Annotated in this window: 17 protein-coding genes; 11 read left to right on the top strand and 6 right to left on the bottom strand. The window is 71.8% G+C overall.

All coding sequences use genetic code 11. The features are described 5' to 3' along the window. Positions 1–135: 135 nt before the first annotated feature. The 3 genes from ACZ4LX_RS25810 to ACZ4LX_RS25800 form a co-directional block, all read right to left on the bottom strand. Positions 136–1,710, bottom strand: coding sequence for an alpha/beta hydrolase (locus ACZ4LX_RS25810; RefSeq protein WP_467648863.1), 1,575 nt, complete (start codon positions 1,708–1,710; stop codon positions 136–138). A gap of 73 nt (positions 1,711–1,783) precedes the next feature. After that, entirely contained in the window at positions 1,784–3,373 is a 1,590-nt protein-coding gene (locus ACZ4LX_RS25805; protein WP_467648866.1) for an alpha/beta hydrolase, read from the bottom strand. Between the two features lie 100 nt (positions 3,374–3,473). Then, positions 3,474–6,332 (bottom strand): lysylphosphatidylglycerol synthase domain-containing protein, encoded by a 2,859-nt coding sequence (locus ACZ4LX_RS25800; RefSeq protein WP_467648870.1) that lies wholly within the window; start codon positions 6,330–6,332, stop codon positions 3,474–3,476. A 221-nt stretch (positions 6,333–6,553) separates the two neighbouring features. Here ACZ4LX_RS25800 and ACZ4LX_RS25795 point away from each other — a divergent pair, with 221 nt between their 5' ends. From ACZ4LX_RS25795 to nudC, 5 genes are all read left to right on the top strand, one after another. Next, the gene (locus tag ACZ4LX_RS25795) at positions 6,554–6,958 is read left to right on the top strand and encodes an MGMT family protein (protein ID WP_467648873.1); all 405 of its coding nucleotides are present in this window, start codon (positions 6,554–6,556) and stop codon (positions 6,956–6,958) included. A 318-nt stretch (positions 6,959–7,276) separates the two neighbouring features. Continuing rightward, positions 7,277–10,633, top strand: a complete 3,357-nt coding sequence (locus tag ACZ4LX_RS25790) for an ATP-dependent helicase (RefSeq protein WP_467648877.1) — start codon at positions 7,277–7,279, stop codon at positions 10,631–10,633. 105 nt (positions 10,634–10,738) lie between these two features. Further along, positions 10,739–14,293, top strand: a complete 3,555-nt coding sequence (locus ACZ4LX_RS25785; RefSeq protein ID WP_467648882.1) for a UvrD-helicase domain-containing protein — start codon at positions 10,739–10,741, stop codon at positions 14,291–14,293. 10 nt (positions 14,294–14,303) lie between these two features. Continuing rightward, entirely contained in the window at positions 14,304–15,698 is a 1,395-nt protein-coding gene (locus ACZ4LX_RS25780; RefSeq protein WP_467648886.1) for a dipeptidase, read from the top strand. A gap of 44 nt (positions 15,699–15,742) precedes the next feature. Then, positions 15,743–16,687 carry an NAD(+) diphosphatase gene (nudC, locus tag ACZ4LX_RS25775; RefSeq protein ID WP_467648890.1) on the top strand — a complete coding sequence of 315 codons (945 nt, stop codon included), beginning with the start codon at positions 15,743–15,745 and terminating at the stop codon, positions 16,685–16,687. A 162-nt stretch (positions 16,688–16,849) separates the two neighbouring features. Here nudC and ACZ4LX_RS25770 read toward each other — a convergent pair whose 3' ends face one another. Continuing rightward, positions 16,850–17,107 (bottom strand): mycoredoxin, encoded by a 258-nt coding sequence (locus ACZ4LX_RS25770; RefSeq protein ID WP_467648894.1) that lies wholly within the window; start codon positions 17,105–17,107, stop codon positions 16,850–16,852. 426 nt (positions 17,108–17,533) lie between these two features. Between ACZ4LX_RS25770 and ACZ4LX_RS25765 the strand changes: the two genes are divergently transcribed. From ACZ4LX_RS25765 to ACZ4LX_RS25745, 5 genes are all read left to right on the top strand, one after another. Then, complete coding sequence (locus tag ACZ4LX_RS25765; protein ID WP_467648896.1) at positions 17,534–19,723, top strand: ATP-dependent DNA helicase UvrD2; 2,190 nt, start codon at positions 17,534–17,536, stop codon at positions 19,721–19,723. A gap of 165 nt (positions 19,724–19,888) precedes the next feature. Next, positions 19,889–20,224 carry a hypothetical protein gene (locus ACZ4LX_RS25760; RefSeq protein ID WP_467648900.1) on the top strand — a complete coding sequence of 112 codons (336 nt, stop codon included), beginning with the start codon at positions 19,889–19,891 and terminating at the stop codon, positions 20,222–20,224. Positions 20,225–20,397: 173 nt separating this feature from the next. Then, entirely contained in the window at positions 20,398–20,766 is a 369-nt protein-coding gene (locus ACZ4LX_RS25755) for a WhiB family transcriptional regulator (protein ID WP_326738612.1), read from the top strand. 32 nt (positions 20,767–20,798) lie between these two features. After that, entirely contained in the window at positions 20,799–21,122 is a 324-nt protein-coding gene (locus tag ACZ4LX_RS25750) for a hypothetical protein (RefSeq protein WP_467649145.1), read from the top strand. A gap of 279 nt (positions 21,123–21,401) precedes the next feature. Beyond that, entirely contained in the window at positions 21,402–21,605 is a 204-nt protein-coding gene (locus ACZ4LX_RS25745) for a hypothetical protein (RefSeq protein WP_467648906.1), read from the top strand. A gap of 39 nt (positions 21,606–21,644) precedes the next feature. Here ACZ4LX_RS25745 and ACZ4LX_RS25740 read toward each other — a convergent pair whose 3' ends face one another. Then, positions 21,645–23,192 (bottom strand): ABC1 kinase family protein, encoded by a 1,548-nt coding sequence (locus ACZ4LX_RS25740; protein ID WP_467648908.1) that lies wholly within the window; start codon positions 23,190–23,192, stop codon positions 21,645–21,647. 41 nt (positions 23,193–23,233) lie between these two features. Continuing rightward, positions 23,234–24,379, bottom strand: a complete 1,146-nt coding sequence (locus tag ACZ4LX_RS25735; RefSeq protein ID WP_467648911.1) for a ThiF family adenylyltransferase — start codon at positions 24,377–24,379, stop codon at positions 23,234–23,236. A 202-nt stretch (positions 24,380–24,581) separates the two neighbouring features. On the opposite strand from ACZ4LX_RS25735, the gene ACZ4LX_RS25730 reads away from it, so the two are divergent. Next, positions 24,582–25,205: a M48 metallopeptidase family protein gene (locus ACZ4LX_RS25730; RefSeq protein WP_467648914.1), complete on the top strand. Its 624-nt coding sequence runs from the start codon at positions 24,582–24,584 to the stop codon at positions 25,203–25,205. Positions 25,206–25,211 lie beyond the last annotated feature (6 nt).

Genomic DNA, 25,211 nt, shown 5'->3' with positions numbered 1-25,211 from the left:
ACATCCACCCACCCCAAACACAACGTCGGCCTGACCCACCAACGAGATGGATCAGGCCGACGTCACGACGAAGAGGCATTGGCCAACAGTGTCCGCGTCACGCGGGCCGGCCCCTTCGGCGTGTGCACCGCCCCGCTACGGGCAGGTCTTGCCGTCCGCCGGCACCTTCCCGTCCAGGAAGTAGCCGTTCACCGTCGACGTCACACAGCTGCTCACGCCGTAGGCGCCGTGCCCCTCGCCCTTGTTGGTGAGCAGGATGCCGACGCCCTTGCCCAGCTCGTCCGCCATCTTGCGCGCGCCCTCGTACGGCGTCGCCGGGTCGCCCGTGGTCCCCACGACCAGGATCGGACCGGCGCCCGGAGCGCTTGCCTCCGGGGTGTCGTGCTCGCCCGCCACCGGCCAGTCGGAGCACCAGCCCGCGGTGTCCCAGGCCAGGAACGGGCCGAAGACCGGGGACAGCTTCTTGAACTCGGGCAGCAGCGCCTTCGCCTCGGCCGCCGTCGGCCTGGCCTTGCTGTCCGCACAGGAGATCGCGCGCTGCGAGTGGTTCTGGGTGTCGTAATGACCGTTCTCGTCACGGCCGTTGTACGAGTCGGCGAGTTGCAGCAGCATGGAGCCGGTGCCGCTCTCCGCCTCGTCCAGCGCCTGTGTCAGCGTCGGCCAGCCGTCCTTGGAGTAGAGCGGCGTCACGATGCCGGTGATCGCCAGCGACTCGTTGAGATCACGGCTCGTACCGGTCGGCAGCGGTTTGGCGTCGATCCTCTTCAGCAGCGCGGCGATGCGCTGGGTGCCCTTCTCGGGGTCCTGGCCGCGGTCCTTGAAGTAGTTCTCCAGCGCCCGCTGGAAGCCGGTGGTCTGGTTGCGGGCATGACCGGTGGTGTCCGCTGTCGGGTCGACGACGGCGTCGAAGACGGTGCGGCCGACGTGCGTGGGGAAGAGGTGCGCGTAGGTACCGCCCAGCTCGGTGCCGTACGACATGCCGAAGTACGTCAGCTTCTTGTCGCCGAGGACCTCACGGATCAGGTCCATGTCCCGGGCGGCGTTCGTCGTGCCGACGTACGGCAGGACCTTGCCGGAGCGGCGTTCGCAGCCCGCGCCGAAGTCGGCGCCGTCCTTCATGAACGCAGCCTCCTCGGCCGCGGTGTCCGGCGTCATGTCGATCCGCCGGTTGGTGCTGTCCTGTTCCCGGTCCGTACGGCAGCGCACCCCGGCGCTCCCCGCCACCCCGCGCGGATCGAAACCCACCAGGTCGTAGCGGGTGTTGAGGGTCCCGTACGAACCGGCGGCGCGCGGCAGGATGGAGACGCCCGAGCCGCCCGGACCGCCGAAGTTGAACAGCATTGAGCCGAGCCGCCGGTCCTTGTTCCGGGCCTCCTTGCGGACGAGCGCGATCCGGATCGTGTCGCCCTCCGGCTTCGCGTAGTCCAGCGGGACCTCGACCGTCGTGCAGCGCCAGGCCGAGCCCGGGGCACTGCCGCCCTCGGGGGCCTCGCAGCGGCTCCAGTCCAGGCGCTGCGAGGTGAGGGAGGAGGGCAGGGGCTTCGCGCTCGCCTCGGTCGACGGGGCGGCGGACGACGGGGCCGCCGATGCCGTGACGTCGTCCTTCGGCTTGCCCGGCTTGTCGTCCGTGCCGTCACCGCAGCCCGCGAGCACCCCCGTCAGCAGCAGTGTGGCGGCGGCCAGCGCCCCGGCCCGTCCGTATGCGACCACGTGTACGTCCCTCCCCGTCTGTGCCTGCCCGTACGGCAGTTCGCGCCCATGGTAGGCGCGCGGACCGGCGTCCCTATCCGCAGACCGTCCCGGCGGCCGGCACGTTTCCGTCCAGGAGGTAGCCGCCGACCGCCTTCTGCACACAGGAGTTGCCGCTGTTGTACGCGCCGTGGCCCTCGCCTCTGTACGTCATCTGCACGCCGACACCCTCGCCCAGCTCCTCGGCCATCGCCTTCGCGCCCGCGTAAGGAGTGGCCGGATCACCGGTGTTGCCGATGACCAGGACGGGTGCCGCGCCCTTTGCGCTGACGTCCGGCGTGTCCCAGGCGCCCGCCACCGGCCAGCCGGTGCACGCCATCAGGCCCCAGCCGAGGTAGTCGCCGAAGACCGGTGAGGCGTCGTGGAAGGCGGGAAGCTTCTCCTTGGTCTCGTCGAGGGTGAACCGCTGCTTGGAGTCCGCGCAGTTGATGGCGGTGTTGGCCGCGGCCGAGTTGTCGTAGCGGCCGTCCTGGGAACGCCCGTTGAGGGAGTCGGCCAGGGCGAGGAGCAGGGCGCCGTTGCCGCCGTCCGCCTCGTCGACGCCCTGCTCCAGCAGGGGCCAGGTCTCCTTGGAGTAGAGCGCCGCCGCGATGCCGGTGGTGGCCTGCGTCTGTGTCAGCTTCCGGGAACCGATGCCCGGTACGGGCTTCTTCTCCAGCCGGTCCAGGAGACCGGACACCCCTTGTTCGACCTCGTCGGCGGTGGCGCCCGGCAGCCTGCAGGCGTCGCCCCGGTCCACACAGTCCGCGGCGAAGTTGTCCAGGGCGAGCTGGAAGCCCCTGGCCTGGCCGAGAGAGGACTGTTCCGCGTCCTCGGTCGGGTCGACCACCGCGTCCAGGACCGACCTGCCGACGTGTCCGGGGAACAAGTGCGCGTAGACGCCGCCCAGTTCGGTGCCGTACGAGATGCCGAAGTAGTACAGCTTGTCGTCGCCGAGCACCTGGCGCATCAGGTCCATGTCGCGCGCGGCGTTCGTCGTCCCCACGAAGGGGAGCACCTTGCCGGAGTTCTTCTCGCAGGCGTCCGCGTACGTCTTCGTGTCCTCGGTGAACGTCTTCTCCTCCGCCGCGTCGTCGGGCGTGCCGTCGCTCTCGTACCGCGCGTCCAGCTGCGCGTCGTCCTCGCACTCCACGCCCGCGCTGCGGCCGACTCCGCGCGGGTCGAAGCTCACCAGGTCGTACCGGGTGCGGAGCTTGTCGTACTCCGTGCCGAAGGCGGGCAGGGTGGCGACTCCGGAGGCGCCGGGGCCACCGAAGTTGAAGATGAGGGAACCGATCCGCTTCTTCTCGTTGATCGCCTTCGCGCGGATGAGCGCCAGCTCGACGGTGTCGCCCTCCGGTTCCGCGTAGTCGAGCGGGGCCTTCATGAACGAGCACTCCCAGACGGCCCCGCCGGGCAGCGGGGACGGTGACGCTCCGCCACCCTGTGCCTGGGAAGGGGCCGGGCACGGCGTCCACTTCAGCCGCTGGGAGGCGAGGCCGGCGGGGGTGGTGGTCGCCGCGGCCTCGGCGGCGGCGTGGGGCGGGCTCTCCTCGCCACCCCCGTCCGAACAGCCGGCGAGGGGAAGCAGCACGGTGACGGCGCCGGCGAGGGCCGCGGCGCGCAGGGCAGGGGAGGTCCTCATCGCTCCATCGTGCGGCGGCGCCCCGGTGGGTGCACGGGGCGCCGGTCCAAGCGGGTGGACATCGGGGGAGCGTGCCCGCCAGGAATTGCGGGACAGCTCCCTAGAGCTCGCCCTTGCGCGTCAGATGGTTGAAGCAGATCCAGCCGGGGAGCACCGGCAGCCACAGCGTCATCAGCCGGAACAGCAGCACCGCGGGCGCCGCGACCTCCTTCGGCAGGCCGACCGCGATCAGCCCCAGGGTCAGCGCGCCCTCGACCGCGCCCATGCCGCCCGGCGTCGGCGCCGCCGACCCCAGCGCGTTGCCGGCGAGGAAGACCACCGCGATGCTCGCGTAACTGAGGTGCGGGGTGTCCGGGCCGCTGAACGCCCGGACCGACGCGTCCAGACACATCACGAACAGACCGGTCAGCAGCAGCATCCCGCCGATGCCGGTGAGCAGCTTCTGCGGCCGCTGCACGACATCGAGCATGCGCGGTACGACTCCGGCGAACAGCGACCGCACCCGCGTCACCACGAACTTCCGCAGGAACGGGATCGCCGTCACCACCAGCACCAGCACGGCGACCGTCAGCAGCCCCGCGATCACGGTCCTGGACGGGGTGAGCGAGGACGGCGTTTTCTCCGTACCCGTCAGATAGCCGAACGCGGCCAGCAGCACGATGTGGCACCCGAGCCCGAACAGCTGCGAGGCGCCCACACTCGCGACCGCCAGCCCCGGGCGCACACCGGAACGCTGGAGGAACCGGGTGTTCAGCGCCACACCGCCCACCGCGGCCGGGGCCACGATCTTCACGAACGAGCCGGCGACCTGCGCCAGCACCGTCTTGCCGAACGGCACCCGCTCGGGCACGAAGCCCAGCAGGCTCATCGAGGCCGCGATGTAGCTGAGCGCCGAGAAGCCGAGCGCGGCCGCCACCCAGCCCCACTCCGCCTGCTCGACCACCGCACCGAAGTCGGCCTCGGTGACCTGGGAGATCAGGAAGTAGGCGGCGATCGCACCGGCGATGAAACTGAACAGGGTGCGCGGCTTGATGCGTTCCAGACGGACCGGCTCGACCGGGGCCTGCGGCCGGATCAGCAGCACCTCCTGGCGGATCTGGGAGAGCAGATCCTCCTCGCGCGCGCCGTCCAGCGCGTCGTCCATGGCCCGCTTCTCGGCCTGCTTCTCGGTGCGCTGGGACTTGCGGGCGGTCTTGCGGCCGGCGCCGGCGGTACGCTCCGCCCCCTGCGACCGGGCCCGCTTGGCCGCGTCCGAGGCGTCGAGTACGGCCTCGCGCTCGCGCTGCGACCGCTCCCGGGCGAGCCTGCGCAGGTGGGCGCGGGTGGAGCGGCTGAGCGCGATCGGCTGGAGCAGTGGCAGACAGTCGGCGACGGCGTCCGGGCCGAGCACCGCCAGTGCGGCCGCGACCGCCCGCTCGGCGCCCACCCGCAGGCCCGTGGTGGTGAGCAGCTGGGCGATGTCCATCCGCAGGACCAGATCACCGGCGGCGATCTCGCCGCCGCGCAGGTCGGTGACGAACACCTTGCCGGATCGGTCCGCCAGGATGGCGTCACCGGTCAGCCTGCGGTGCGCGATCCGCCGTGACTGGAGGGCCTGCACCTGACGCCAGGCGCCGCGCACCAGGTCGTCGGTGATCTCGGAATCCTCCAGCGCGTCCAGTGAGCGGCCGCCGATGTGCTCGTACACCAGCATCACGGCATCGGGACCGAGCTCGGAGGTGGCGATCAGCTTGGGGGCGTTGGCGCCGGCGGCGATCGCCGCGTACGCGAGCAGCGCCTCCTGCTCCAGTGCCTGGCGCAGCGACTGGATGGAGCGCCGCTGGGTGATGCCGCGCAGGGTGAGCCTGCGCCACACACGGTAGAAGAAGCCCTGCGCCTGCTGTTCGCGGTCCACGACCGTCACATCGAGCGGTGGGCCGTCCTCCAGGGAGACCACGTAGCGGCGTCCCCGGTCGCTCTGGTCGCCCGAGTCGGGGGCGTCCTCGGCCCGCATCGCGGTGACCGGGCGGAAGCCGACGTGGCGCAGGCCTGCCATCAGGTGCTGGCCGGTCGGCCGGACATTCGGCGAACCGACCGCGTACAGCGTGCCGTACGCGACCGTCCAGCCGATGAGCACCGTGAGGATGATCGAGAGCGGGGTCGTGTACCCGCCCACGAGCATGGTGAAGGCGTCGAGCAGCAGCACCACCCACAGCACGACCCGCCACCGGGGCCGTCTCGCCATGCCGACCGCCGTCATATAGGCGATCACCGGGGCGAGATAACCGTGTACGGGGTCGGTGAGCGCGTCACCGGGCTGCGGCTGGGTCAGGGCGTCCTGAATCGTGCCGGACGCGGAGTTGGACACCCACAGATCCGTGGCGAGGGTGACCCCGTGCGCCAGCACGGCGGCCAGGACGCCGTCCGCGATCCGCAGCCCGTCGCGTTTGATCAGCCGCTCGATGGCGAAGGCCACCGGGACGAGCAGCACGGCGATGCTGGAGACGAGACCGGCGAGCTTGATGAGCAGATCGGGCGCCTGGCCGGTGCCCTTGTTGATGTCCTGTTCGAGGCCCGCCGTCGTGCCGTGGGCGAACGCGGCGACGGCGAACAGCACGACGACCGCCAGCACCCCGATGAGGAGCCGCAGCAGGTCGGAGGGGCGGTGCACCCGGGCGGGGAGCAGGGGCTCGTCCCCCGAGACACGGTCGGACAGAGCCGCCTCGGAGGTCGAGAGCGTCGAGCCCTCCAGACGGGCCGGGCCCGGACGGTCCGAGCCTCCGGGACGGTCCGAGCCCTCCGGACGGTCCGGGGACGGCTTCGGGCGGGCAGCGCGCTGCTCGTTCCGGTCCGGGGACGGCTGCGGACGGTTGCCGGTCCGATCCGAGGTGGTGTGCGGGCTGACGGCGGTCTCCTGCCCGTTCTTCTCCTCGGGGTGTGGCTCGGCATCAGAGGCGTCGGCCGCCTTCGGTGGCTGCACGCCCTGCTCCTTCGTCGCCTCTGATTGGTCTTCGTGTTCTCGTATCACCGGTCACCGCCCGCATGATGGTGGCACGGCCGGCGCGCGTAAGGGGGCATCAGGGTGCGATGCAGGGGTGCGGGATGCGCAAGATACGCTCCGTTCCGCTCCGGCGCACACTCCGTGTCCGGACGGATACGGAACAGCCCGGACTGTCGGTGGCGTACGGCAGGATGGGACGGATGAGCGAACACCCGACGAGCGACGCGCTGCCGGAGTACGCGGAGCGCGTGCTCGACGTCGCCGAACTGATCCCGCCCGGCCGCGTCATGAGCTACGGCGACATCGCGGAGTGGCTGGGGGACGGCGGGCCGCGCCAGGTCGGCCGGGTCATGGCGCTGTACGGGGGAGCGGTGCCGTGGTGGCGCGTGGTGCGCGCCGACGGTGCGCTGCTGCCCGGTCACGAACTGCGGGCGCTGGACCACTACCGCGAGGAGAACACCCCGCTGCGCGAGGCCTCGCGCTCCGCGGAGGGCCACGTCCCGCGCCTCGACATGAGGCGCGCACGGTGGGACGGCGGGGCGGCGGGCTCCGGGCCGGGCGGGCCCGGCCCGGAGGGCGACGACGGCGGGGGATCTCACACCTGACAGCTTCGGCCATCCGGCGGCACATCGGGCGGAGCCGGGCCCGTACGGCGTACCGGAAGCCTGAAGCGGATGCGGCTCGGGGACCGTCCCACCGGCGGCGCCGTCCGTTCCGGTGAGGTCCCCCGCCCGGGCGCGGCCCGCCGGCCGGGCCGCGTTCCCCGCCCGCCCCGCACCGCCCACACCGGCGGAACGTGACGATCCACGCATCCGTACCGCGCCGATCGGCCGCCTCGCCGGAGTAGCGTCGTCAGTTCGCGGCACGCGCCGCGCCGTCATCTCCAGCACCCCAGCACACCCACCAGGACCGGCGATCCCCACGTGAGCTCCTCCTCCACCACCCGGAACAGTCCGCACCGTCAGGCACGACGGCGGACCGCGGGCGCGTACCGGCTGGTGCGTACCCTGCCGGGCTCCGTGGATTCCCCTCTCCTGGACGCGGCGCAACGAGCGGTGGTTGACCACACCGGCGGCCCGCTGCTCGTCCTCGCCGGGCCCGGGACCGGCAAGACCACCACGCTCGTCGAAGCGGTCGCCGCCCGCATCGCCCGGGGCGGCGACCCGGCCCGCATCCTGGTCCTCACCTTCAGCCGCAAGGCCGCCGTCGAGCTCCGCGACCGGATGGCCGCCCGGCTCGGCGCCGTCCGAGGACCGCAGGCCACCACGTTCCATTCGTTCTGCTACGCCCTGGTGCGCGCTCATCAGGACGCCGATCTCTTCGCGGACCCGCTGCGGCTGCTCTCCGGACCGGAACAGGACGTCACCGTCCGCGATCTGCTGGCCGGCCAGCTCGACCTGGAGAAGGAGGGCCATGCCCGCATCGGCTGGCCCGACGAACTGCGGGCCTGCCTGACCACACGCGGATTCGCCGACGAGGTGCGCGCCGTGCTCGCCCGCAGCCGTGAGCTGGGCCTCGGTCCGGAGGCCCTGGCCGACTTCGCCCGGCGCACCGGACGGCCCGACTGGGGTGCGGCCGCCGCGTTCCTCGCCGAGTACCTCGACGTCCTGGACGCCCAGGGCGTGCTGGACTACGCGGAGCTGGTCCACCGCGCGGTGCTGCTCGCCGAGCGCCCCGAAGTGGCGGGGCCGCTGGCCGGTGCCTACGACACCGTGTTCGTCGACGAGTACCAGGACACCGACCCGGCGCAGGTGCGGCTGCTGCACGCGCTGGCCGGGAACCGGGGGAGCACCCCGGGCGGTGGCGGTGGCCGCGACCTGATCGCGTTCGGCGACCCGGACCAGTCGATCTACGCCTTCCGGGGTGCCGACGTGAACGGCATCCTCGACTTCCCCGAGACGTTCAGGCGTGCGGACGGCGCTCCGGCCCCGGTCGGCGTCCTCACCACCTCGCGCCGCTCCGGCGACCGGCTGCTCGCCGCGACCCGGCTCCTCACCCGCCGGATGCCGCTCACCCGGCTGCCGTCGGCGAAGGTCCGCGCCCACCGGGAGCTCGGCGCGGTCCGCGAGGGCGGCAGCGTCGAGACGTACACCTACCCGACCGCGTCCACGGAGCTCGACAACATCGCCGACCTGCTGCGCCGGGCACATCTGGAGGACGGGGTGCCGTGGAACGAGATGGCGGTCCTGGTCCGCGCCGGCGGCCGCACCATTCCCGCGGTGCGCCGGGCCCTGACCTCGGCGGGCGTCCCGCTGGAGGTCGACGGCGACGACCTGCCCCTGCGCCACGAACCGGCGGTGGCCCCGCTGCTGACGGCTCTGCGCACCGTGGCCACGGCCGCACTCCGCCGGAACACGGAGCCGGACCCCGCCGCCGGGGCGGAATCCGGGGCTCCGGCCCCCGCCTCCTGGCTCGACACCGAGACTGCGCTGACCCTCCTCGCCTCTCCCCTGGGGTCCATGGACGCCGCCGATCTGCGCCGGCTCGGCAGGGCCCTGCGTGACGAGGAGCGCGCCGCCGGCAACCGGGTGCCCGCGCCCTCCGGCGACCTGCTCGCCCGCGCTCTCGCCGAACCCGAGCGCCTGGTGGCGCACGATCCGGCGTACGCCCGGGGCGCCCAGCGCCTCGGTGCGCTGCTGCGCACGGCGCGCGAGCTCCTCGAAGCCGGCAGCACCGCCGAGGAGGCGCTGTGGGCCCTGTGGTCGGGCACCCCCTGGCCGGCCAGGCTGGAGCGCGCCGCGCTGCGCGGGGGCGCGGGCGGCCGCAACGCCGACCGCGACCTCGACGCCGTCTGCGCCCTCTTCGACACCGCGGCCCGCGCGGAGGAGCGCACCGGCGGCCGGGGCGCGCTCAACTTCCTGGAGGAGGTCGACGCCCAGGACATCGCCGCCGACACCCTCTCCCGGCGTTCCGTGCGGCCCGACGCCGTACGGCTGATGACCGCGCACCGCTCCAAGGGCCTGGAGTGGCGCATGGTCGTCGTCGCAGGAGTGCAGGAAGGCCTCTGGCCCGACCTGCGCCGCCGGGGCTCGCTGCTCGAAGCGGACCGGATCGGCCGCGACGGCCTCGCCGAACCCCTCACCCCCGGCGCCCTTCTCATGGAGGAGCGCCGGCTCTTCTACGTCGCGGCGACCCGCGCCCGCGAACGTCTCGTCGTCACGGCGGTCAAGGCGCCCGCCGACGACGGCGACCAGCCGTCCCGCTTCCTCACCGAGCTCGGCGTCGAACCCCGCGACGTCACCGGCCGCCCCCGCCGCCCCCTCGCCGTCGCCGCCCTCGTCGCCGAACTGCGTGCCACCACGGTCGATCCCACCGCCTCCGACGCGCTGCGCGAGGAGGCCGCCCACCGCCTCGCCCGCCTCGCGGCGCTCAGCGACGACGAGGGCCAGCCGCTCGTACCGTCGGCCCACCCCTACCGGTGGTGGGGCCTGTACGAGCCGACCCGCTCGGCCGTCCCGCTGCGCGACCGGGACCAGCCCGTCGCCCTGTCCGGCAGCGCGCTCGACCAGCTCGCCAACTCCTGCGCGCTCCAGTGGTTCCTGGGCCGGGAGGTGAAGGCCGACGCCCCGGCGACCGCGGCCCAGGGCTTCGGCAACGTCGTCCACGTCCTGGCCGACGAGGTGGCGTCCGGCCGGACCCCCGCCGATCTGGCCGTTCTGATGGAGCGGCTCGACTCGGTGTGGGACGGGCTGGTCTTCGACGCCCCCTGGAAGTCGCAGCAGGAGAAGCAGCAGGCCCGCATTGCCCTCGAACGCTTTCTGCGCTGGCACGTCATGGACCGCACCGGCCGCACCCCGGCCGCCAGCGAGCACGACTTCGATGTGACGCTGGAGGCGGGGGAGTACGAGGTACGCATCCGGGGCTCCATGGACCGCGTCGAACGCGACGCCGACGGCCGTGCCTACGTCGTCGACTTCAAGACCGGCAAGCAGGCCCCGACGAAGGACGAGGTCGCCCGCCATCCCCAGCTCGCCGTGTACCAGCTGGCGGTCCGGGAAGGCGCGGTCGACGAGGTCTTCGACGGTGTGCGCCCCGCATCCGGGGGCGCCGAACTCGTACAGCTGCGCCAGCCCGCCCCCAAGAAGGAGGGCGGCGATGCCGTCCCCAAGGTGCAGGCCCAGGAGCCGCCCGCCACCGAGTGGGTCGCCGATCTGCTGGCGACCGCCGCCGGCCGGGTCCTGGACGAACGGTTCACGCCCTCGACCGGCCAGCACTGCACCCACTGCGCCTTCAGGGCCTCGTGCAGTGCGCAGCCGGAGGGCAGGCACGTCGTGGAGTGAGGCGCTTCACGGCTTTCCCCGGGCTCCGCGCGCAGGCCCTCGCGAGCACGCCGCCGCCTCACGCGACTTCGTGGGTTGTCGGTCCCTCCGGTTAGCCTCTGTGGAGTGGCCTCACGTATCACCGATCCCGAGCAGCTCAAGGAGCTTCTCGGGATCCCCTTCACTCCGGAGCAGACGGCGTGCATCATCGCGCCGCCCGCCCCGCAGGTGATCGTCGCCGGAGCCGGGTCGGGGAAGACCACGGTGATGGCCGCCCGCGTCGTGTGGCTGGTCGGGACGGGGCAGGTCGCCCCCGAGCAGGTCCTCGGGCTCACCTTCACCAACAAGGCGGCCGGCGAGCTCGCCGAGCGTGTCCGCAAGGCACTGATCGCCGCCGGGGTCACCGACCCGGACACCATCGACCCGGACAACCCCCCGGGCGAACCCGGTATCTCCACGTACCACGCCTTCGCCGGCCGGCTCCTCACCGAGCACGGGCTGCGGATAGGACTCGAACCCACCACCCGCCTTCTCGCCGACGCCACCCGCTACCAGCTCGCCGCCCGTGTGCTGCGCGAGGCGCCCGGCCCCTACCCGGCCCTGACCAGGTCGTTCCCCACTCTGGTCAGTGATCTGCTGGCCCTGGACGCCGAGCTCGCCGAACATCTCGTACGTCCCGAACAGCTCGCGGAGTACGACACCGGACTGCTCCGTGCCCTGGAGACCGCCAAGCTCAGCAACGCGGAACTGCGCAAGATCCCCGAGACCGCCGGGGCCCGCCGTGAACTGCTCTCGCTGACCAGCCGCTACCGGGAGGCCAAGCGCAGCCGCGACCTCCTCGACTTCGGTGACCAGATCGCCCTCTCCGCACAGCTCGCCCTCACCCGCCCCGAGGTCGGCGCGATCCTGCGCGACGAGTACCGGGTCGTCCTGCTCGACGAGTACCAGGACACCTCGGTCGCCCAGCGCCTCCTGCTCTCCGCCCTCTTCGGCAGCGGCCCCGACGGCTCCGCCTCCGGACACGCCGTCACCGCGGTCGGTGACCCCTGCCAGGCCATCTACGGCTGGCGCGGCGCGTCCGTCGCCAACCTCGACGACTTCCCGAGCCACTTCCCGCACGCCGACGGCACCCCGGCCGCCCGCTACTCCCTCAGCGAGAACCGCCGCAGCGGCGGCCGGCTGCTGCACCTCGCCAACGGACTCGCCGCACCCCTGCGCGCCATGCACGAGGGCGTCGAGGCCCTGCGACCCGCCCCGGGGGCCGAGCGCGACGGCCTCGTACGCTGCGCGCTGCTGCGCACCCACGCCGAGGAGATCGACTGGCTCGCCGACTCCCTCGCCCACCTCGTGCGCACCGGCAAGGCCCCGGGCGAGATAGCCGTGCTGTGCCGCACCGCCGGTGACTTCCCCGAGATCCAGGCCGCGCTCGTCGCCCGGGACATCCCGGTCGAGGTCGTCGGCCTCTCCGGGCTGCTCCACCTCCCCGAGGTCGCCGACCTCGTGGCCGTCTGCGAGGTCCTTCAGGACCCGGGAGCCAACGCCTCCCTGGTCCGGCTGCTCACCGGCCCCCGCTGGCGGATCGGCCCCCGTGACCTGGCGCTGCTCGGCCGCCGTGCCCGCCTCCTCGTCCACCGCGCCTCCCACGGCGACGACGAGGACTTCGACCCCGACCGCCGGCTCGCCGAAGCCGTCGAGGGCATCGACCCGGCCGAGGTGATCTCGCTGGCCGACGCCCTGGACACCTTCCTCGACTCCGGCGGCGAGGAGGACGACCGCCTGCCCTTCTCCGCCGAGGCCCGGGTCCGCTTCGCCCGCCTCGCCACCGAGCTGCGCGACCTGCGCCGCTCGCTCGCCGATCCGCTGATGGACGTCCTGCACCGGGTCCTCACCACCACCGGCCTGGAGGTCGAGCTCTCCGCCTCGCCACAGTCCCTGGCCGCCCGTCGCCGTGAGACCCTCGCCAACTTTCTCGACGTCGCCGCCCGGTTCGCCGCAGTCGACGGCGAGGCGACGCTGCTCGCCTTCCTCGGCTTCCTGCGTACCGCCGTGCAGTACGAGAAGGGTCTCGACAACGCGCTGCCCGGCGGCGAGAACACCGTCAAGGTCCTCACCGCCCACAAGTCCAAGGGCCTCGAATGGGACGTCGTCGCCGTGCCGGGCCTGGTCACGGGCCAGTTCCCCAGCGGCCAGTCCCGGGATGCCTGGACCTCCCAGTCCCAGGTCCTCCCGCACGCACTGCGCGGTGACACGGCCACGCTGCCCGCCGTCCACTCCTTCGACGCCAAGGGGCTCAAGGACTTCAAGGCGGAGATGAAGGAGCACCAGCACACCGAGGAGCTGCGCCTGGGCTATGTCACCTTCACCCGGCCCCGCTCCCTGTTGCTCGGCTCCGGCCACTGGTGGGGCCCGAACCAGAAGAAGCCGCGCGGCCCCTCCGCCTTCCTGGACGCGCTGTACGAGCACTGCGCGGCCGGATACGGCGAGATCGAGGCATGGGCGGACCAACCGGCCGAGGACGAGGAGAACCCGGCCCTCGGTGAGGCCACGGCCGACCACGCCTGGCCGCTGCCGCTGGACGACACCGCGCTGGCCCGCCGCCGGGCCGCCGCGGACACGGTGATGGCCCACCTGGAGGCGCTGGCCACGGCGGGCCCGGTGCCGGGTGCGCACGCGGCGACGGAGCGGCCGGCCGTGCCGGATGAGGTCCGCCCCGGTTCCTTCGGGGACGAGTTGTTCTCCGGGGGGCGGCCGTCCGCGCCGCACGACGCCCGCCTCGATCCCCTCGGCGACGAGCTGTTCCCCGAGGAGCAGCCGCCCGTGCCGGAGGAGGCCCACCTCGATCCCCTCGGCGACGAGCTGTTCCCCGAGGACGATCCCTTCCTGGACGACGCACCCTTCCCCGATGACGACGACGCGCCCCGGGCCCCTGCCGCCCCGCACGTCCCGGCGGCCCGCGCCCCCGAGCGGCTGCCCGCACGCCTCACCCCCGAGGAGTCCCGCACCCTCGCCTCCTGGGACCGTGACCTCGACGCCCTCGCCGGGGAGCTGCGCCGCGCCCGCGCCACCGTGCGCGACGTCCTCGTGCCCGCCTCGCTCTCCGCCACCCAGCTGCTGCGCCTCGCCGACGACCCCGACGGCTTCGCCCGGGAGCTGGCCCGTCCCATGCCCCGCCCCCCGCAGCCCGCGGCCCGCCGAGGCACCCGCTTCCACGCCTGGGTCGAGTCCCGCTTCGAGGAGCTGCCGCTGCCGATGCTGGGCCCCGACGAGCTGCCCGGGGGCGACGAGAGCGATGCCGACATCGCCGACGAGCGCGATCTCGCCGAGCTCAAGGAGGCCTTCGAGCGCACCCCGTACGCCCGCCGGACCCCGTACCGCGTCGAGACGCCCTTCCAGATCACGCTGGCCGGACGGATCATCCGGGGCCGTATCGACGCCGTCTACCGCACGGGGGACACGTACGAGATCGTCGACTGGAAGACCAGCCGCACCAACACCGCCGACCCCCTCCAGCTCGCCGTCTACCGCCTCGCCTGGGCCGAACTGCACGGGCTGCCGCTCACCGATGTCACGGCCACCTTCCTCTTCGTGCGCAGCGGCGAGAGCGTCCGCCCCGCCCGCCTTCCCGGCCGCCCGGAGCTGGAGCGCATCCTCCTGGACGAGCCACCTCCCACGGACGGATAAGCTGAAGGTCATGAGCGACACCCCGGACAGCGCCGTCCGTACGTACACCGAGCAGCATCGCGCAGCCTTCCTCGACGATCTCGCCGAGTGGCTGCGCATCCCCTCCGTATCCGCGCAGCCGGAGCACGACGGGGACGTACGGCGCAGCGCCGCATGGCTGTCCGCCAAGCTGAAGGAGACCGGATTCCCGGTCACCGAGGTCTGGGAGACGGACGGCGCGCCCGCCGTCTTCGCCGAGTGGCCCTCCGACGATCCGGACGCCCCCACGGTCCTCGTGTACGGGCACCACGACGTCCAGCCCGCCGCCCGCGAGGACGGCTGGGACACCGACCCGTTCGAACCGGTGATCCGCGACGGCAGGATGTACGGGCGCGGCGCGGCCGACGACAAGGGGCAGGTGTTCTTCCACACCCTCGGCGTCCGGGCCCATCTCGCCACCACCGGCCGCACCACCCCCGCCGTCCACCTCAAGCTCCTCGTCGAGGGCGAGGAGGAGTCCGGTTCCCCGCATTTCCGCGCCCTGGTCGAGCAGCGGGCCGACCGGCTCGCCGCGGACGCGGTGATCGTCTCCGACACGGGCATGTGGGACGAGACGACCCCGAGCGTCTGCACCGGCATGCGTGGTCTCACCGAGTGCGAGATCGAGCTGCGCGGGCCGGATCAGGACATCCACTCGGGATCGTTCGGCGGCGCCGTTCCCAACCCCGCGACGGAGATCGCACGCCTCGTCGCGGCGCTCCACGACACCGACGGCCGGGTCGCCGTCCCCGGTTTCTACGACGGCGTGGCCGAACTCACGGACACCGAACGCGCGCTCTTCGCCGAACTGCCCTTCGACGAGGCCACCTGGCTGCGCACCGCCAAGTCCGGGGCCGCCTCCGGTGAGGCCGGCTACTCCACGCTGGAGCGGATCTGGGCCCGCCCCACCGCCGAGGTGAACGGCATCGGCGGCGGCTATCAGGGCGCCGGAAGCAAGACGATCATCCCGTCGTCCGCCGTCGTCAAGATCAGCTTCCGGCTGGTCGCGGGCCAGGACCCGGACCATGTCCAGAACGCCGTGCGGAGCTGGGCCGAGGACCGCGTCCCGTCCGGAATCCGCCACCGGATCACCTTCCTCCCGGCCACCCGCCCCTGCCTGACGCCTCTGGACCACCCCGCGCTGCAAGCCGTGGCCCGCGCGATGGGACGGGCCTTCGGCCAGAAGATCCTCTTCACCCGCGAAGGAGGCTCGGGCCCCGCCGCCGACCTCAGGGACGTGCTCGGCGCCCCCGTCCTCTTCCTGGGCATCTCCGTACCGTCCGACGGCTGGCACGCCCCCAACGAGAAGGTCGAACTCGACCTGCTGTTCAAGGGTGTGGAGACCACCGCCCACCTCTGGGGCGAACTGGCAGCCGCACTCCGCTGAATCCTCTGAACACCCGATCCATCCCGGGGGAGTAGGAAGCACCTGTGAGCACCTTCGACAACGCCACCACGGACCGTCCTATCGGCCTGACCGCGCCGAGCGGTATCGACCGCGCGGCGCACCACCGTCTCGACGAGGCCTGGCTGGCCGCCGCGTGGAGCCACCCGACGACCCGGGTCTTCGTCGTCTCCGGTGGGCAGGCGCTGATCGACGACACCGCCGACGGCACCGAACTCGTGATGACGCCCGCTTTCGAGGCCCCGGTCACCGAGACCCACCGCTACTTCCTCGGCACCGATGACGACGGCGTCAGCTACTTCGCTCTCCAGAAGGACACGCTGCCGGGCCGTATGGACCAGTCGGCGCGTCCGGCGGGCCTGCGCGAGGCGGGGCTGCTCCTCGGCGCCCGCGACGCCGGTCTGATGGTGCACGCGGTGGCGCTGGAGAACTGGCAGCGGCTGCACCGCTTCTGCTCGCGCTGCGGCGAGCGCACGGTCATCGCGGCGGCCGGTCACATCCGCCGCTGCCCGGCCTGTGGCGCCGAGCACTACCCGCGTACCGACCCGGCCGTCATCATGCTCGTCACCGACGACCAGGACCGCGCCCTGCTGGGGCGCCAGGTGCACTGGCCCGAGGGCCGGTTCTCCACACTGGCCGGTTTCGTCGAGCCGGGTGAGTCGATCGAGCAGTCCGTGGCCCGTGAGGTGTTCGAGGAAGCGGGCATCACGGTCGGTGAGGTCGAGTACATCGCCAGCCAGCCGTGGCCGTTCCCCTCCAGCCTGATGCTCGGCTTCATGGCGCGGGCCACGACGTTCGACATAAACGTCGACGGCGAGGAGATCGAGGAGGCCCGCTGGTTCTCCCGCGAGGAGCTGACGGCAGCCTTCGAGTCGGGCGAGATCCTGCCGCCGTTCGGCATCTCGATCGCGGCGCGCCTGATCGAGATCTGGTACGGCAAGCCGCTCCCGAAGCCCGTCCGCGCGAGCTGACGCGCTGAGCACGCAGGCGCTGAGCACGCACGCGCTGAGTAGGCATGCGCTGAGCACGCAGGTGCTGAGCACCACGCGCTGAGCCCCACGCCCGCTTTCGCACGTACAGCACCGCCCCTCCGCGAGATCACTGCGGAGGGGCGGTGCTGTGCATGCGGGGAATCAGGCGGTGAGGGCCTGCTTCACCTGGGCCAGGCTCGGGTTCGTCATGACGACGTTCTCGCCACCGGCGGAGGGCGTCACCAGAACGGTCGGAACCACCTGATTTCCGTCATTCGCCTTCTCGACGAACGCCGCCGATTCCGGGTCCTGCTCGATGTTGATCTCGGTGTACGCGATGCCCTCGCGGTCCAGCTGGCCCTTGAGCCGACGGCAGTATCCGCACCACGTGGTGCTGTACATCGTCACAGTGCCCGGCATGTCTTCGCGCTCCTCTGTCTCATCGGTCTCGGCAATCCCGTCACATCCCGGCCAGGTCTCTTCCGTCACACGGAGAGGAATCGAAGGCCGGGACGTGCGATGCCGCACAGGAAGGGAACGTACGCGACCTGGCAGCCATTCCCGGAGCCGCCCCCACTCCGGTCGGAACCACACAGACTCTGGCCGGAACCGTGCGCCTCGCCCCGGAACCGTGCGCCTCGCCCCGGAACCGCGGGGGCGCCGTGTGGTCGTGGGCCCGGCCCGTACGGGGACGAGTGTCCGGCGGAGTCCAAGGACGTGTCCGGGGGCGAGTCCCGGGCCACGTGATGGCCCGAGTGGCACACCCCACCCGTATTAGTACGACAGATACGACCCCCCTGTGGACAACTTCCGCGGTGGCCGCTTTCGACCTGGCAGCATGGCGGGGTGACATCAGCAACGCATGCCAGCCTCTTCCCTCAGGTCCCCGACTCCGCCGACGCCGTCCTCGACGGGCTCGACCCCGAGCAGCGCGAGGTCGCCGTGGCCCTGCAGGGCCCGGTCTGCGTGCTGGCCGGAGCCGGTACGGGCAAGACGCGGGCCATCACGCACCGCATCGCCTACGGGGTGCGCGCGGGCATACTCCAGCCGTCGAGTGTGCTTGCCGTCACGTTCACCAACCGCGCCGCCGGCGAGATGCGCGGGCGCCTGCGCCAGCTCGGCGCGGGCGGGGTGCAGGCGCGGACCTTTCACTCCGCGGCGCTGCGTCAGCTCCAGTATTTCTGGCCGAAAGCAGTCGGTGGTGATCTGCCCCGGCTGCTGGAACGCAAGGTCCAGCTGGTCGCCGAGGCGGCGGCCCGCTGCCGTGTCCGGCTCGACCGCAACGAGCTGCGCGATGTCACGAGCGAGATCGAATGGGCCAAGGTCACCCAGACCGTGCCTGCCGACTATCCGGCCGTGGTCGCCAAGTCCCAGCGGGACGCCCCGCGCGATCCCGCCGAGATCTCCCAGGTCTACGCGATGTACGAGCAGCTGAAGCGCGACCGTACCGTGATCGATTTCGAGGATGTGCTGCTCCTCACCGTCGGCATCCTGCAGGACCGGCACGACATCGCCGACCACGTGCGCCGCCAGTACCAGCACTTCGTCGTCGACGAGTACCAGGACGTCAGCCCGCTCCAGCAGCGGCTGCTCGACCTCTGGCTCGGCGACCGGGACAACCTCTGTGTCGTCGGTGACGCCAGCCAGACGATCTACTCCTTCACCGGAGCCACCCCCGACCATCTGCTCAACTTCCGCACGCGCCACCCCGGGGCCACTGTGGTCAAACTGGTCCGGGACTACCGCTCCACGCCCCAGGTCGTCCATCTGGCCAACGGGCTGCTCTCGCAGGCGCGCGGCCGGGCCGCCGAGCACCGGCTCGAACTGGTCTCGCAGCGCGAGTCCGGACCCGAACCCGCCTACCTGGAGTACGCGGACGAGCCCGCCGAGGCCGAGGGCACCGCTCGTCGCATCAGGGACCTGGTTGCCGCCGGTGTCCCGGCCGGTGAGATCGCCGTCCTCTACCGGGTCAACTCCCAGTCCGAGGTCTATGAGCAGGCCCTCGCGGACGCGGGCGTGCCCTACCAGCTCAGGGGCGCGGAGCGGTTCTTCGAACGTCCGGAGGTGCGGGAGGCGGGCGTCGCGCTGCGCGGCGCGGCCAGGGCGGGGGGCAACGACTCCCTGCTGGACGATGCGGAGGGGCTGCCCTCCGCAGTGCGGGCAGTGCTCTCCACCAAGGGCTGGACCAGCGAGCCGCCCGCCGGATCAGGAGCGGTGCGCGACCGCTGGGAGTCCCTCGCCGCCCTCGTCAGGCTGGCCGAGGACTTCGAACAGGCCAGGCCGGGCGCGACCCTCTCCGACCTGGTGGCCGAGCTGGACGAGCGGGCGGCCGCCCAGCACGCCCCGACGGTCCAGGGCGTCACGCTGGCCTCGCTGCACTCGGCGAAGGGCCTGGAGTGGGACGCCGTGTTCCTGGTCGGGCTGACCGAGGGCATGATGCCCATCACCTACGCCAAGACGGACGAGCAGATCGAGGAGGAGCGCCGGCTGCTCTACGTCGGCGTCACCCGGGCCCGCTTCCACCTCTCCCTGTCGTGGTCGCTGGCGCGCTCACCCGGTGGCCGGGCGGGCCGCCGCCCGAGCCGGTTCCTGAACGGGCTGCGCCCTGGTTCGGGGGCGCTCGGCGGCAGGCCGACCGCAGGTGGCGGCGGCGGGATCGAGCGACCGGCAGCCGCTCGCCGCAAACGGCGCGGACCCGCGCTCTGCCGGGTATGCGGCAAGACCCTGACCGACGCCGGCGAGATGAAGCTGATGCGCTGCGACGACTGCCCGTCCGACATGGACGAGGCGCTGTACGAGCGGCTGCGCGACTGGCGTGCGGTGCGGGCCCGCGACATCGGCCAGCCCGCGTACTGCGTGTTCACCGACAAGACGCTGATGGCCATCGCCGAGGCGGTGCCCGGCAGCGAGGGCGAGTTGGCCGGGATCTCCGGCGTCGGCGCGCGGAAGCTGGGCCGGTTCGGCGCCGCCGTGCTGGACATCTGCGCAGGTGGGGACGGGGCGGAGGGAGGTTCGGAGGCTGACGAGGAGATGTGAGAAAAACTCGTCGAAAAAATAGTTTGCGCCCGCCCCAGTCATCACCATAGGTTCTTAACCACGGGAACAGCGACTTCTCTGAAGCCCTGATCCTGTGCTGTACTTATCCGAATACGTAGGACCGGCTCTGCCGGTCCCCAGAGACGCCGAGAGGAGGCGATTGAAGTGATCAGCATCATCGAGACCAACAAAATGACCGATCTTTCGGTCGTCTCCGCCTGCTCGCTCGGCCTCGCCTGCTCGTCGGCTTCCTCGCTGCGTGGCACCGGTATGTCCGGCATTTCCGCCGCCAGCCCGCTGCCCCTGGCAAGCCTTCCCGTGCGGGAGCGTAATGAGCGACCGACCCAGGCACCGGCAGCAGCAGTAGCGAAGGGACAGGCCCAGGCCTATGCCTTTGCGGCCGTCGGTGCGGGAGCGGAATCCGGAGCCAAGAAGCAGACGACGCACCACCACACGATGTGGGCCTTCCGTGGGCCTGAACCCTGGAGTGATCCAGCCTGATCGACGATCAGGCCGGCGCCTTCAGGGCCGCGGAACCCCACTCGGGATCCGCGGCCCTTTTGTTTTGTCCGAACGGACGAGACAGCGCGAAGGAGCCTCGGGACAAGCAAGACCTGGTACCAGCCGCCCCCCGGCCAACCGGCCGGAAACGACCAGACGAGGACACCACCACCGTGCAACTCGAAGCGCACGCCCCGTCCGTACCGCCTTCCGAAACGATCTCCCCGCCCGGCCTCACGGAGGACTCCACCTTGATCCCCCTCACTGCGCTCACCGCGCTCGACGACGCCATCGAGAACCTCGGCGTACCCGTTCCCTGCCGTTCCTACGACCCCGAGGTCTTCTTCGCCGAGTCGCCGGCCGACGTCGAGTACGCCAAGTCCCTCTGCCGCACCTGTCCGCTCGTCGAGGCCTGCCTCGCCGGCGCCAAGGAGCGCCGCGAGCCGTGGGGTGTCTGGGGTGGCGAGCTCTTCATCCAGGGCGTCGTCGTCGCTCGCAAGCGGCCGCGTGGCCGTCCGCGCAAGAACCCGGTCGCGGCGTGACCGCCGATCTGGGGGCCATGGCCCCCAAGCCCATGAACCGCATTGGAACCATCGACCGTCCCCTGACCCACGACCCCCGAAACCAGGCAGCAATGACCGTCCCCACGAGGGAGCCCGTCGGCTCCGCGACACCGAACGTCACCATCATCGGCGCGAACGACTCGCGTCAGAACAGGACCCGTGAAATGCAACTCATCCCAGAAGCCCTGGCTCGTGCGCATATGCACGACCGCCTGCGGGAAGTCGACGCGGAGCGTCAGGCCGTGCGCCTGATCAACGCGCGACGGATGCAGCGCAGGGCTGAGCGCGCTTCGATGCGTGCCCGCCGTGCGCTGGCCATGGCGGTCATGCACTGAACCAAGCAGGACAGCACACCGGTACCGTCCGCCGAGGGGCAGCCGCTCTCTGCTCCTCGGCAAGCAGTACCCACCACGCCAGGACCCCTACCGCGGGGCCGGTCCATTCGGACCGGCCCCGCAGTCGTTCCCGGGGTCGTCCACCGCGGTGCCGGTGCCAGGACCGGTGCCGTGCCACCGTGGCGCGCGCGGTCACGTGGCGGGCGAACCATGACGGACCCTGCGATGCCGTGGTGGCTGCGCCGCGCCGAAGCGCGGCGGCGGAGTTATCGTCACGAAGTGGACGAGCAGACTCATCGCCCCGGAGCGGGTGGTGCCGAGGATGTCGTATGCGCCCTGTGCGGGACCCGCTCCGGGGGCGAGACCGCACCGCCGACCTGGCTCTGTTCCGTCGAGAACGGCACGCGTCGTTACTACTGCGACGACTGCGCGCGCACGCACATCAGGGCGATCGAGGGCCGCCTCGACTCCGACTGGTGGTAACGGACCACGCCGCCCTCTTCGTGCCCGGCCGGAGGCCGGCTACCGCGCCTCCACGCCGGCCGTCGCCCCCGCTGTGGGCTCCGCCCCCTCGAACCCTGCCGCTGTCTTGTCGGTCTGAGATCCTTCGGCCGGCGTCTCGTCGGGCAGGGCCTCTTCGGCCGGTGACTCCTCGGCCGTCGTCTCCTCGGCCCGGTTCTCCTGGTCCTGAGGCAGGAATCCCGGGAGCCAGGACTCCAGTTCCTCACGCAGCCGGACCGTGGCACCGAGCTGGCACAGCACCCCGATCGTGCTCAGTGTCACCCGGTGTATCAGGAGGTAGGCGGGCGGCAGATTCAGCTGCTTGCCCAGCTGATGAGCGGGAGAACGCGGGTCCGCTATGCGAGCGGCCTGATTGCGCATCCAGGTCCGGCTGAAGGTGAACTCGTCCACCTCGGCCGGTTCGATGATCGGGAGGAGGTAGTCGAGGACCGCATCCGGGTCGAGGTCGATCGAGTCCTTGACGAACCCCTCTCCACACAGCAGCTCGTACACGGAGTCCGCGTCTCCCTGAAGCGTCAGCCGCAAGGAGTCTCCGATGGTCTGCGGCAGCCCCCCCGGCAGCCGGTCCACCGTGCCGAAGTCCAGCACTCCCAGGCGCCACTGAGCCTCACCGGAGTCCACGGTGCTGTCCGGATCGCTCCCGTCCCCGCTGTCCGCCGCGTTGGACGGGTCCGCGGGCAGCAGCCGGAAATTGCCCGGGTGCGGGTCCGCGTGCAGCAGCCCGGTGCGCGCGGGGCCGGAGAACAGGAACCTGGCCAGCAGCTGCCCGGCCCGGTCCCGCTGTTCAGGGGTCCCGTCGGCGATCACGTCGGCCAGCGGAACACCGTCCATCCATTCGGTGACCAGCACCTGGTCGGACTGGTGGACCACCCCGGGGACCACCACATCGGGATCGTCAGCGAACTCCTCGGCGTGCTCCCGCTGTGACTGCGCCTCCTGCTCGTAGTCCAGCTCCTCCGACACCCGGTCGCGCAGCTCCGTGATGAGCGGCTTGATGTCCATGCCGGGGATCAGCGGACCGAGCAGCCGGGCGAACCGGCTGAGCTGTGTGAGATCCGAGAGCAGCGCCTCACCGGCGCCCGGGTACTGCACCTTCACGGCGACGTCCCGGCCGTCGTGCCACACCGCTCGGTGCACCTGCCCGATGGATGCGGCGGCTGATGGCTTGTCCTCGAATTCCAGGAACAGCTCCCGCCAGTCCTCACCGATCCGCTCCGCCAGCACCGCGTGGACCGTGGCGCTCGGCAGGGGAGGGGCGGCCTCCTGAAGTTTGGTCAGGGCCGCGCGATAAGGACCCGCGACCTCCTCCGGCAGGGCGGACTCGAAGACTGACAGGGCCTGCCCCAGCTTCATGGCACCGCCCTTCAGCTCCCCCAGCACCTTGAAGAGCTGTTCGGCGGTGCGCTGCTGGACTTCACGGGCGACCAGTTCCGCGGACTTCCCGCCGATGCGTTTTCCCAGCCCCCACGTGGCGCGGCCTGCGAACCCCAAAGGCAGCGCGGCCAGCTTGGCGGTTCGGGTGACCGCCTTCCGGGGAAGATCAGACATATGCCCCTCCAAGTCCCAGACTGCCGCGCTGCGTGCGGCGGTTACCCGGCCATTGTGTCGTGCGCCGTGCCGGCCGCGGAGGCGCGCACCCCCTCAGTGTGACCACCTGCTCCGCAGGAACAGTCGATGTGTGCTCCGATCTGCTCGGACCGCCAGTCCAACAGCGGCAGCGCGGCCTCCCAGCGGGCCCCGGTGCTGGCCGGCAGCTCACCGTCGAGGAAGGCCAGCGCATGGGACGCCCCGAGTCCTGCCACCGCCGTGGCGAGTGCCAGGTCGCACGCCTGTACGGCCTTGCGCCGGCCGGACTGCCACTGGGCCAGCATCCTCGGCCACTGCGGGTCCCGGTCCCGCCGGTGCAGATCGAGACAGCCCGCACAGGCCGTGCCTCCCGGCAGCACCAGGGGCCCGACGAAGCCGGTGGCCTCGATGACTCCGGCATAGAGATGGGGTGTGCCCGATGTGATCCACGGCTCGGCGGTGCGTGGGTCGGGGACGTAGACGGACAGGCCGTCGCGAGGGGCGACGACGATCAGGGACAGGCCGGGCTCCCCGATCGAGCATCCGGCCGGGGACTGCGTGGTCCGAGGGGCTGGGCCGGGGGAGGCGCGGCGGACCAGTTGCCGTGCCGCCGAGTCCCGGCGTTCTCCGACCGCCGAGGCCGGCAGGCCGGCGGGCGATACGTCGCACGGTTCGACGCATCCGCCGTCCAGCACTTCGACCCAGCCCACCCCGGCCCCGGAGAGCACCGCGGCGATCGCCGCACCGACCCGGCCCGCTCCTCGCACCTGGACACGCATGGAGCGGCGGGCCGCCAGCCGGCGCATCCCTCCTCCTGGTTCGGGATGCATGACGGAGAGCGATGCCAGATCAGGCCGGTGGCGCTCCATCGCGTCCACCCGGTTCCGTAAGGTGTCGGCCTCCGGGCCGCCCGCCCGGACGTCGTCGATGAGTCCGGCATCCATCAACCGCACGACGAGTGTGTCGACTTGATGATCATTCAGGTCGAGGGCTCTCGCTTCTTGGCGCAGCAGGGACATCCCGCGTGTTCCGTCGAGCAGTTCCAGGAAACAGCCCGTCGCGTAATCCATCGGGCCGACCTTGACGGCATGCGCGGGTGTCACGCCGAATTGCACGGTGCCGCTGCCGCGCCATGCGCGGCGCAGTGCGGGCTTCAACATCGGATGCACGGCTTCCCCCGGTCTGTGTGGCTCTGTGACTGTGTGGCTGTGCGGGACCCATTGCCAGAATGGAGCGTGCCGAGGAACCGTGCGGAAAGTTATCCACAGGCGGGGGGTATTAGTCGTTCAAATGGTGCAGCCATGAGGCGGATCAGGCGCGAACCGTGCCGGAGGCGGGACTTCCCCCACTGACAGCGGGTAACGTCGTGGCGTGCCCGCCGACTCGTCACCCGGCTTCGCCGGGGAGACCTCCGCGCGCGGCGCCGGAACCCGCCGGCGCAGTGCGGCCGACCACCAGTCCCGTGCCTCGGCGACGAGCGCGGTCGAGGTCCGCAGGAGCGCCCGCCGCAGCAGAACGGTCTCCGCCTACCGGGAGGGTGATCGCACGATCGTGCTGATTCCGGCCCGGATGTCCGAGGCCGAGGAGCAGCGCTGGGTGAATGTGATGCTGGACAAGCTCGCCGCTCAGGAGAACAAGCGGATCCTCGGCGACAGTGAGCTCGCCGAGCGTGCGGAGCGTCTGTCCACCCAGTATTTCGACGGCCGGGCCCGTCCTGTCTCGGTGCGCTGGGTGACCAATCAGAACACCCGTTGGGGGTCGTGCACCCCGGCCGAGGGCAGCATCCGGCTCTCGCACCGGCTGCAGGGCATGCCGGAATACGTCGTCGACTACGTGCTCGTCCACGAGCTGGCCCACCTTCTGGTCCCCGGGCACGGGCCGCGGTTCTGGCGGCTCCTCGATGCCTACCCCCGTACCGAGCGGGCTCGCGGCTATCTCGAAGGGGTGGTGGCCGCCGACCGGCTGCCCCACCTGCCGGCCGCGCGCGGCGAGTGACGTTCG

It is taken from the genome of Streptomyces sp. NPDC026062, from assembly GCF_055568375.1.
This window is presented reverse-complemented; position numbering and strand designations above follow the sequence as displayed.

What these genes read in the sequence shown, in the direction of transcription:
- ACZ4LX_RS25795 (WP_467648873.1), top strand. Translation starts at nt 6,554, where the DNA reads ATGAGCGAACACCCGACGAGCGACGCGCTGCCGGAGTACGCGGAGCGC.
- ACZ4LX_RS25740 (WP_467648908.1), bottom strand. Translation starts at nt 23,192, where the DNA reads ATGTCTGATCTTCCCCGGAAGGCGGTCACCCGAACCGCCAAGCTGGCC.
- ACZ4LX_RS25805 (WP_467648866.1), bottom strand. Translation starts at nt 3,373, where the DNA reads ATGAGGACCTCCCCTGCCCTGCGCGCCGCGGCCCTCGCCGGCGCCGTC.
- ACZ4LX_RS25750 (WP_467649145.1), top strand. Translation starts at nt 20,799, where the DNA reads ATGAACCGCATTGGAACCATCGACCGTCCCCTGACCCACGACCCCCGA.
- ACZ4LX_RS25770 (WP_467648894.1), bottom strand. Translation starts at nt 17,107, where the DNA reads ATGCCGGGCACTGTGACGATGTACAGCACCACGTGGTGCGGATACTGC.
- ACZ4LX_RS25780 (WP_467648886.1), top strand. Translation starts at nt 14,304, where the DNA reads ATGAGCGACACCCCGGACAGCGCCGTCCGTACGTACACCGAGCAGCAT.